Below are 8,191 nucleotides of genomic sequence, written 5' to 3'. Positions count from 1 at the left end.
TGCTGGATGTCCGTGCTGGTGTAAATCGTCGCTGTGCGCGTGGGTATGCCAAAATTCGGCATGAGTATGGGCAAATCGATCGGGCGATAGCAACAACCGCACGATCGTGAATAAAGCCAAGCCAATCAGACTACCGTAGAGAAAAGTCCGATCGGGGAAAGTCGTCCCCAACCATCCCGCCAAGGGGTAAGCCCCCGCCCACCAGAGATGACTCCAGGCAAAATGCGCACCATAGACGCGTCCCTGGAACTCTGTGGGTGTGCGATCGGCAATTAGGGTTTGAACTGATAGATTAATCAAACTCTGCCCAAATCCAGCGATCGACCATAAGCCAATTAAAGGAGCCAATCCGGCATAATTTGCCCCGAGTAATGCAGCGGTAATTAATAACCCGCCAGCCATCAGCGCGCCCGTTTGCGATCGCCACTGCGGAAAAATCCCGATCGCCATCGCCCCCAAGGTGGCACCTAAACCAAACCCCATCATTACCCAACCATATTCCACCGCCGTTTGCTGGAGCGTACCGCGCACATAGCCGACAGTATTTACCAAAATCTGGGCACCCGCGATCGAAGCGACTAATTGCATCATCAAGCCATAGCGAATCGGGGCATCATGCCATAATTTTGCCGTCCCTGCGCGAATATCAGCTCCAATCGAGCCGATCGATCTCGGTGACGATTCGGTTTGAGGCGATCGTAAATTACTCGGCAACGTGGCGATCAGAACTGCCGCGATCGCAAAACTCAAACCATCCCAAAAAAACAACTCCCGCGCGCCGACAAACAGTGCCAATACCCCCGCAATTCCAGGGCCAAATACGCCCAAGATCTGATAAGTCGTGCCGGATAAAGCGATCGCTTGCGGATAGTCAGCCTCACCAGTAACTAAGGGAATCGTCGCCTGATATGTGGGCGCAAAAAAGGCATTGAAAATATTTAAACCTAACACCAAAGCGTAGATTTGCCAGATACTCTGAACGAAGGGCAACAGACACACCAACAGCATCCGACCTAAATGCGTCGCCATTAAAATTGGCCGTCGATCGTACCGATCTGCAATCGCGCCTGCTAATGGCGATAGCAAGGTAAACGCGGTTACTCTGAGCGTTAATGCCCCTGCCAAGACGATCGGCGCAGCTTTACCAGCTAGTTCAAACGCCAATAATGCCAATCCCAACCAAGTCAGAGCATCACCCAACAAACTGACTGTTTGGGCGAGGTAAAGTCGTCTGAAAATCGAATTTTTGAGACTAGTTGGAAAGCCAATTTTCGGCATTTTCGGGACGGATTATCGATCGAGTACGCTAATGCTCATACTACTATGGTAGGCGATCTGCGGTGTGATGATGGTCGTAGCTAGTTGCTGAAGATCTGCTATGACTAGCTCACTCGATTCTCTAAACGAGAGGCTACGCCAACGGTTAACTTTTGCAGAATATCTCAAGTATACCGACGGTACAGCTATATTTCCCATCTACACTGGTAAAATCGATCGCTGACAGCTCGGACAAACTGCATGAATTGTTAATTGACAATCGAGCAAATGATAGCCTTCTTTTTTAGAAGTTTTATCGCCAATTTTTAATACTGATTCGTTTTTAAATTCGATCGTTTGATTGCAGCGGACGCAGATCAGATGGTGGTGATGGTGATAGGGCTGATTGATTTCATAATGCTTATGATCTTCAGCCAACTCTAGCTCGCGCAAAATGCCCATTCGCGCCATCAATTTGACGGTGCGATAGATTGTGGAGAGGCTGATATCATGCCCTTCTTTTTTGAGTAATTCGTACAAATCTTCAGCACTCAGGTGCTTACCTGCAGCTAAATTTTGGAAAATATCGAGGATGATTTCTCGCTGGGGCGTCAGTCGCCAGCCTCTTTCGTGTAATTCAGCTTTGAGAGAGTCTGCTGTATAGAATGACATGCTCATCACCTACTATCGATCGTTATCTCTCATGATATCGGACTTGGGATCTATTTGCAAGAAGCAAGCTTTATTGAGAATCATCTCTTTTGGCTAATGCTGGTGCAGGCTTACCGTCTCCAAATCGCGGATCTACAAACGCGATCGACTTTGCTGCTCTTGAATAGCTCAAACATCGATATCGCGATCGATAGTAATTATTGCATTAGTAAAGCTACAAACCCAACTTTTTGGAGAAGTCGGGTTTGTCAGAGTAGTTGCTATATTACGTAGCAAAATAGCAGACATGTGAAATATTTACGCTTCAGCAGGTATCGCCAGATCGCCTAATAAACCTGGATAAATCCGATCGAATTGTCCTTGTCGCAGCTTGTTTGCAGCGGGCATTTTATCGATTCGTAATAACTCAGCGATCGCGGCAGTTTCGGTGTCGCGTTTGCTGCTGGCGGCAGCTAAGACACGATTGTCTTTAATATAAAAAGCAATGAATTGTCGATCGTCTAAACTCCCATCGATAATTACTTCATCCCACTCAGTCGCATGTCCGACATAGCGAATTGGGAACTGATATTGCATACTCCAAAACACCGGCACGCCGCGAAATGCGGTAGGTTGTCCAGCCATATTAAAAGCAGCAATCCGTCCGTGTTGGGCGGCAATACGCCAATGCTCGACTCGCATCGATGCGGCGGTGCGCCAGTCGGGAAACCGCGCGATATCGCCAGCAGCATAGACGTTTTCCGCAGCGCATAGATACTCATCGACGGGAATACTGCGATCTTGAGGATTGAGTTCGATGCCGGTAATGAAATCGGTGACAGGTTGGACGCCAATACCCACAACAACCAGATCGGCAGCTAATCGATCGCCATTATTCAAAATGACAGTTTGGGCGGTACTTTCCCCTTCAATTTGAGTTACCTTGCGACCCATTTTAAAGGTGACGCCGTTTTCCGCATGAACTTTGTAGAAAAGCTCGCCGATTTGCGTGCCTAAAATTTGCTCGAAGGGTAAAGAATCTGGCGAAACAACAGTAACTTTAATCCCTCTTTGCGTAAGTCCGGCAGCAACTTCCATGCCGATAAAACTCGAACCGATAACTACAGCTTGCCGAGCATGTGCGGCAGCAGCCAAGATGCGATCGCTATCATTGAAGCTGCGCAGCGTGAAGATATTGGGGAAAGCTGCACCGGGTACTGCTAAGTGGCGCGGCTGAGTGCCAGTAGCAATTAGTAAAGAATTATAGGTAAGCGTTTCGTTAGTGGCTAGGACGATAGTTTTGGTCTTGATATCTACATTTGTCACCACACAATTGAGTCGAAGTTCAATATTGTGTTGCTGATAAAAATCAGCCGATCGCATCAAGATTTGGTCGGCTTTAAGTTTACCTGTGAAATAATTTTTGCTCAAAGTCGTGCGATCGTATGGCAACTTATCCTCGCGGGTAATCATCACAATTCGTCCTTGATAGCCAGCCACTCGCAAGGTTTCAGCGGCATGAGTGCCAGCCGCCCCAGCTCCTAAGATGACAAATGTCCGGTTGTCGCGCTCTGGATCGAATTGTGCCATGTCTGGCACGCGATGACCGGATGCGGACTCGGGAACCGTTACGATGATGTCATCGCCGTCAATGCGGACTGGATAGCGATCGAGTGAATCTAATCCTGGTGGCTGGTGCAGATCGCCAGTGGTAATATCGAAGTAGGCATTGTGCCACGGGCAGACGATACAATCGCCATGCAGAACGCCTTGCTCCAACGGTGCGCGATTGTGCGTACAATAGGCACCGATCGCATAAATCGTTTCATCGCGCCGAATCAGCAGAATGTCGGTGTCGCCGACAGTTACTTGACGTTTTTGGCCATCTTGTAACTCATGAAATTGAGCGACAACCGCTTCTGTTTGGGACATAATTACGTAATTTTATGGGGATTAACCGTTACGGCGATTAACTTCGCGACTTAATTGAACGTAGGTATTATAGCCGCGTCGTTCCAGTCGTCGTGCTGCCCGATTGGCTTCGCGCCGATTGTAATAAGAATTTTCCAAAATCCACGATCGATCGCCGCGATTGCGATAGTAGACATTGAACTGTCGATCGTTACGGCGAAACTGAGCGAGTGTGATTGGATCGCTCTGGCGATCGACTTGTTGTGTTGTCAGCGCACTTGCCTTCAAGGGCATTGTCGCTACAAATCCAGTGCAAACTAGGGAAAGCAAAATTAGCTTGTTCATGAAATAATCTTTAGCTAGAAAGAAGAATCAAACTGTGGATATTGACGTGAGCTTTTACAAGCATTCATCAAATGCTTAATTCCAGCTTAATCTTTCATTCCAATGAATTTATCCGCCTAAAGACAGAGCGTGAATCGTGACGATTGTCATGCCAAGATTACCCGATAGTTATAGCTAAGATTGGAGAGCGTTACTAGGGCATGAACTCTAAATTTAAACTAACCCAAATAAGCTGGATTTTGGGCGGTACTATCGAACTGACTGGTCGTTTTATACAGCTCGTATTTGCCGTTAATTGCTGCCGTCCGCGTCCGATTGAGTAAAGCAGTCACTTGTGCCTGAGTCAGTGGCTTAAAGGTGCGTACGGCTTCAAATGCTTGGTCGAGGAGTTGCATACTATCGATTCCCGTAACTACCGTCGAAGTGGGCAGATTCAGCGAGTAGTGGAGACATTCGATCGGGGTGACAGTATTGCTGCGGAGAATATAAGGATCGCCCATCGATTTCATGCCGATGGTACCGATTTGGTTTTTTACCAAGACGGGTAAAACTTGCTTTTCAAAGCTGCGGAAATGAGCGTCCATGACGTTGAGTGGCATTTGGACGGTATCGAAGCGGAACTTATTTTGGGCGGCCACTTGGAGCATTTGCAGGTGGACGAGCGGATTTTTGTGCCCAGTAAAACCGATGTAGCGAACTTTGCCAGCTTTTTGAGCGGCAATAACGGCTTCCATCGCTCCACCCGTAGCAAAGATTCGATCGGGATCTTCAAAGCGCAAGATCTCGTGATGCTGCATCAAATCGATATAATCGGTTTGCAATGCTTTTAAAGATTCATCGATTTGCATCGTCGCTGCGGCTTTGGTACGTCCGTCGAGCTTAGTCATCAAAAAGACTTTTTGGCGATAGCCATTCTTGAGTGCTTTGCCCATCCAGCGTTCGCTGCGGCCATTATGGTAGTCCCAAGAATTGTCCATGAAATTGATGCCCCGATCGATTGCCGTGCGGATTAACTTGATGCTATCTTGCTCTTCCTTAATTTTGCCAAGATGAAAACCGCCCAACCCGATCGCGGAAACTTGTTGTCCCGTGCGTCCTAGCGTCCGATAGAGCATCTCGCCTTTTTTGGTAGCGGTGGGGGCAGCCAGAGCGAGTAGCTCATCTGCGGTAGCCGCATCTTGTGCTAACAAGGGTTGGAAAATTCCTTCGGATGCGGCTATTCCAGCGGCAATTAGCCCGGAAGTTGCAGTTGTCTTGAGCAAATCTCTTCTGCTAATATCCATGAATGTTTCGATCGAGATTGGAATGATGACGATACAGTTGTCGCCAGCACAGCAGTCTGAGTTATAGCCAGTGGCAACTTTTAAATTTTAGGTAGGTTATTTAACCATCGCATCTGTCCAATGAGGGATGGTCGATCGATTCCCCAGCACGCAGCAGATCGGTCTAGATTAACTCGACAATGTTGGCAAAAAACTTTGTGAGTAGAGCGCGACCTCACGATATCCTCATATTTAAACCGTATGATTGGGGTCGATCGAGCCGCTAAAGTCGTATTGCCCTGCACCGATCCATCGTGAAGTGTTGGTAATGTTACTGGCGAGCGGGCATCGATCGGATGTTCGAGTTCGGTAAAACAGAGCGAAGGTTGCAGGCAGGTAGAAGATGTGACATCTTCCGAGCCATCCTTCGTGCGAATGAGTGGCAGTAGAGGTAGCAACCCCATGTACGAAGAACACTATAAATATCTTTATCGCGTCGGCGGAGCAGTTCCACAAGAGCATCGCACTCCCGAACGCTTGGAAAAACTTGACCTAGAGGTAGCATCAGGCGATCTCGTAGCTCGATCGACACCGGAAATATTCGAGGAGTTTTTGCAACCCCATTGGGATGAATATGCTGAGGTCAATTATGGTTATCCAAGTCAGCTCGTGCGCCGACATAACTTAGGCCGATCGAAAGACGAACTGATGAAAATCGCGATTGCGCTAGCACTGACAACATTAGAATTAGCGGAAGCAGAGCTTGTGGACATGCTAAACGATGCTTATCTGGACGCGACAACCAACATATTTGTCGATTAAAGCACGGCAATGTTTCGACGATTGTCACCATGTCATACTGCCTGGTAAAACAAAAGGCGTAGAAATCGCTCCAGTCTAATCTTCAGTTTGATAGAGCAGATAAAAAAACTTTGATTTTAGAATGAGGATCTGACTTTCAAATATAGAAGAAATTAAGATGGCATCAGCACGTAAGAATGCAGTAGGTGTGTTTTCAGAGCGAGATCGACTGGAATCCGCCATGAGTCAACTGCAAGCGAGTGGTTTTTCCATGAACAACATCTCCATTGTCGATCCCCAGGCTCAGGCAGCAAAGACACCTGTGGCTAAGTTAACCGATCCTGTCGTGGAATCGCCAGCAGATGCCACTCGCGATCGACCGCTCGATCGAATCGAACATAGTGCGGCGGGTGCTAGTGCGATCGGTAGTGTTGCCGGTGGCTTGGTTGCTGGACTGACGACCCTTGCATTTCCAGCCTTTAGCGGTGCAGTAGTCCTAGTGGGGATGGCTGCTGGTGCGTTTTATGGAGCAGTATCGGGGGGATTACTCAGTAATGAGATCGGGATTACTCTACCCCCAGAGCAAGCCAAACACTACAGCGAGCTGTCGGAACAAGGCAACTATCTAGTCGTCCTCAAAGGTACCGAAATTGACATCGGTCGTGCCGAATCCATTCTTAAAGAAGCAGATGTCCGCGAATGGCTGGTTATCGATCGGATGTAACACTCTAGATCCTATCGATCGTTAATTTATGCTCCTCAACATTCACCAAAAATCATGACAGAAGAAAAAGTAACTCGATTTCAAACTGCTATTCAACAAGATTCAAGCTTGAAAGAGCAACTTGCTGCCGCAGCCGGTGACATTGAGGTTTGCAGTAAAATTGCTAAAGAACATGGCTACGATTTGAACCCTGAAGAACTCCAAGCAGCATTAACCCAAGAGTCAAATGAAGACTTGGCTCAAGCCGTCAATCCGGGTGTCTCGCCACGACAGCAATTGACTTAATGCTCTGAATGAGATAGCCAGATGAGGGGGAGTGGGAAACGATATGCTAGTATTGCCTCGAACTAACAAGTTTCCCCAATCGTGAACCCGAATGCCAGCGTCCATTGCTGCGTATACCTCCCCATATGACTAAAATTGCTGACTTACGCAAAAACTATACTCAGGCTGGATTGCTAGAATCAGATGTCGTTGCCAATCCTTTCGACCAATTTCAACTATGGTTCGATCAAGCCATTGCTGCGGACATCTTAGAACCCAATGCAATGACCGTAGCCACCATTACAGCTGAGGGCAAACCTTCCGCTCGGATCGTATTGCTCAAAGCTTTTGACGAGCGGGGATTTGTCTTTTATACAAATTACAACAGTCAAAAAGGGATCGAATTACAGCATTGTCCTTATGCGGCGTTAGTCTTCTTATGGGGCGATTTAGAGCGGCAAGTCCGCATCGAAGGTCGCATCGAATTCGTCGCCGAGGCAGAAGCCACTAACTATTTTCACAGCCGTCCAGTTAGCAGTCAGTTAGGAGCTTGGGCTTCCGAGCAAAGTACGATTATTGACGATCGATCCGTCCTCGAACAAAGCTTGCACCAACTCGAAATCGCCTACCAAGATCGCGAGATTCCCAAGCCACCACATTGGGGCGGCGTGCGGGTTATCCCCCAAGAGATCGAGTTTTGGCAAGGTCGTCCCAGTCGGCTGCACGACAGAATCCGCTATCAATTGGTAGCAGGAAATTGGCAGATTGACAGGTTAGCACCTTGAATTAGGTTTTAGGTTTTAGGTTTTAGGTTTTAGGCTTTAGGCTTTAGGCTTTAGGTTTTAGAGGATGTTCGGAAAGTATGGATTATCACTCGTCAACCCTGGAAGATCCCCCCTAGCCCCCCTTAAAAAGGGGGGAACCAGAATTAAAGTCCCCCGCTTGGTGCGCTACACTGTCGGGGAACCCGAACAGT

General features: G+C 47.8%; 9 protein-coding genes. 4 read left to right on the top strand and 5 right to left on the bottom strand.

Annotated features, from left to right (window positions below):
• The 5 genes from RMO84_RS00045 to RMO84_RS00025 all read right to left on the bottom strand — a co-directional run.
• Window positions 1-1,278 (bottom strand): MFS transporter (locus tag RMO84_RS00045; protein ID WP_310486360.1); only part of this gene is annotated, 1,278 nt, incomplete at its 3' end.
• 198 nt (window positions 1,279-1,476) lie between these two features.
• Window positions 1,477-1,929 carry a transcriptional repressor gene (locus tag RMO84_RS00040; RefSeq protein ID WP_310486361.1) on the bottom strand — a complete coding sequence of 151 codons (453 nt, stop codon included), beginning with the start codon at window positions 1,927-1,929 and terminating at the stop codon, window positions 1,477-1,479.
• Between the two features lie 297 nt (window positions 1,930-2,226).
• Window positions 2,227-3,840, bottom strand: a complete 1,614-nt coding sequence (locus RMO84_RS00035; protein WP_310486359.1) for an FAD-dependent oxidoreductase — start codon at window positions 3,838-3,840, stop codon at window positions 2,227-2,229.
• A 21-nt stretch (window positions 3,841-3,861) separates the two neighbouring features.
• On the bottom strand, window positions 3,862-4,164 hold the full coding sequence (locus RMO84_RS00030; RefSeq protein WP_310486358.1) for a hypothetical protein: 303 nt from the start codon (window positions 4,162-4,164) through the stop codon (window positions 3,862-3,864).
• Between the two features lie 218 nt (window positions 4,165-4,382).
• Window positions 4,383-5,447 carry an aldo/keto reductase gene (locus RMO84_RS00025; RefSeq protein WP_310486357.1) on the bottom strand — a complete coding sequence of 355 codons (1,065 nt, stop codon included), beginning with the start codon at window positions 5,445-5,447 and terminating at the stop codon, window positions 4,383-4,385.
• Window positions 5,448-5,831: 384 nt separating this feature from the next.
• On the opposite strand from RMO84_RS00025, the gene RMO84_RS00020 reads away from it, so the two are divergent.
• From RMO84_RS00020 to pdxH, 4 genes are all read left to right on the top strand, one after another.
• Entirely contained in the window at window positions 5,832-6,248 is a 417-nt protein-coding gene (locus RMO84_RS00020) for a hypothetical protein (protein ID WP_310486356.1), read from the top strand.
• 157 nt (window positions 6,249-6,405) lie between these two features.
• Window positions 6,406-6,951, top strand: coding sequence for a hypothetical protein (locus tag RMO84_RS00015; protein ID WP_310486355.1), 546 nt, complete (start codon window positions 6,406-6,408; stop codon window positions 6,949-6,951).
• 54 nt (window positions 6,952-7,005) lie between these two features.
• A complete protein-coding gene (locus tag RMO84_RS00010; RefSeq protein WP_310486354.1) occupies window positions 7,006-7,236 on the top strand; it encodes a Nif11-like leader peptide family natural product precursor in 231 nt (76 codons plus the stop codon).
• Between the two features lie 125 nt (window positions 7,237-7,361).
• Window positions 7,362-8,000, top strand: a complete 639-nt coding sequence (gene pdxH / locus RMO84_RS00005) for a pyridoxamine 5'-phosphate oxidase (RefSeq protein WP_310486353.1) — start codon at window positions 7,362-7,364, stop codon at window positions 7,998-8,000.
• Window positions 8,001-8,191: the final 191 nt, after the last annotated feature.

The organism is Chamaesiphon sp. VAR_69_metabat_338, from assembly GCF_031423935.1.
In the GTDB taxonomy this organism is placed as follows: Bacteria; Cyanobacteriota; Cyanobacteriia; order Cyanobacteriales; family Chamaesiphonaceae; genus Chamaesiphon.
Note: the sequence above shows the minus strand (reverse complement) of the source record. Positions and strands in the feature narration are given on the sequence as shown.

Excerpts from the sequence above, each read along its gene's own strand:
- RMO84_RS00040 (WP_310486361.1), bottom strand. The coding sequence starts at position 1,929 with ATGTCATTCTATACAGCAGACTCTCTCAAAGCTGAATTACACGAAAGA.
- RMO84_RS00035 (WP_310486359.1), bottom strand. The coding sequence starts at position 3,840 with ATGTCCCAAACAGAAGCGGTTGTCGCTCAATTTCATGAGTTACAAGAT.
- RMO84_RS00030 (WP_310486358.1), bottom strand. The coding sequence starts at position 4,164 with ATGAACAAGCTAATTTTGCTTTCCCTAGTTTGCACTGGATTTGTAGCG.
- RMO84_RS00025 (WP_310486357.1), bottom strand. The coding sequence starts at position 5,447 with ATGGATATTAGCAGAAGAGATTTGCTCAAGACAACTGCAACTTCCGGG.
- RMO84_RS00015 (WP_310486355.1), top strand. The coding sequence starts at position 6,406 with ATGGCATCAGCACGTAAGAATGCAGTAGGTGTGTTTTCAGAGCGAGAT.
- RMO84_RS00010 (WP_310486354.1), top strand. The coding sequence starts at position 7,006 with ATGACAGAAGAAAAAGTAACTCGATTTCAAACTGCTATTCAACAAGAT.
- pdxH (WP_310486353.1), top strand. The coding sequence starts at position 7,362 with ATGACTAAAATTGCTGACTTACGCAAAAACTATACTCAGGCTGGATTG.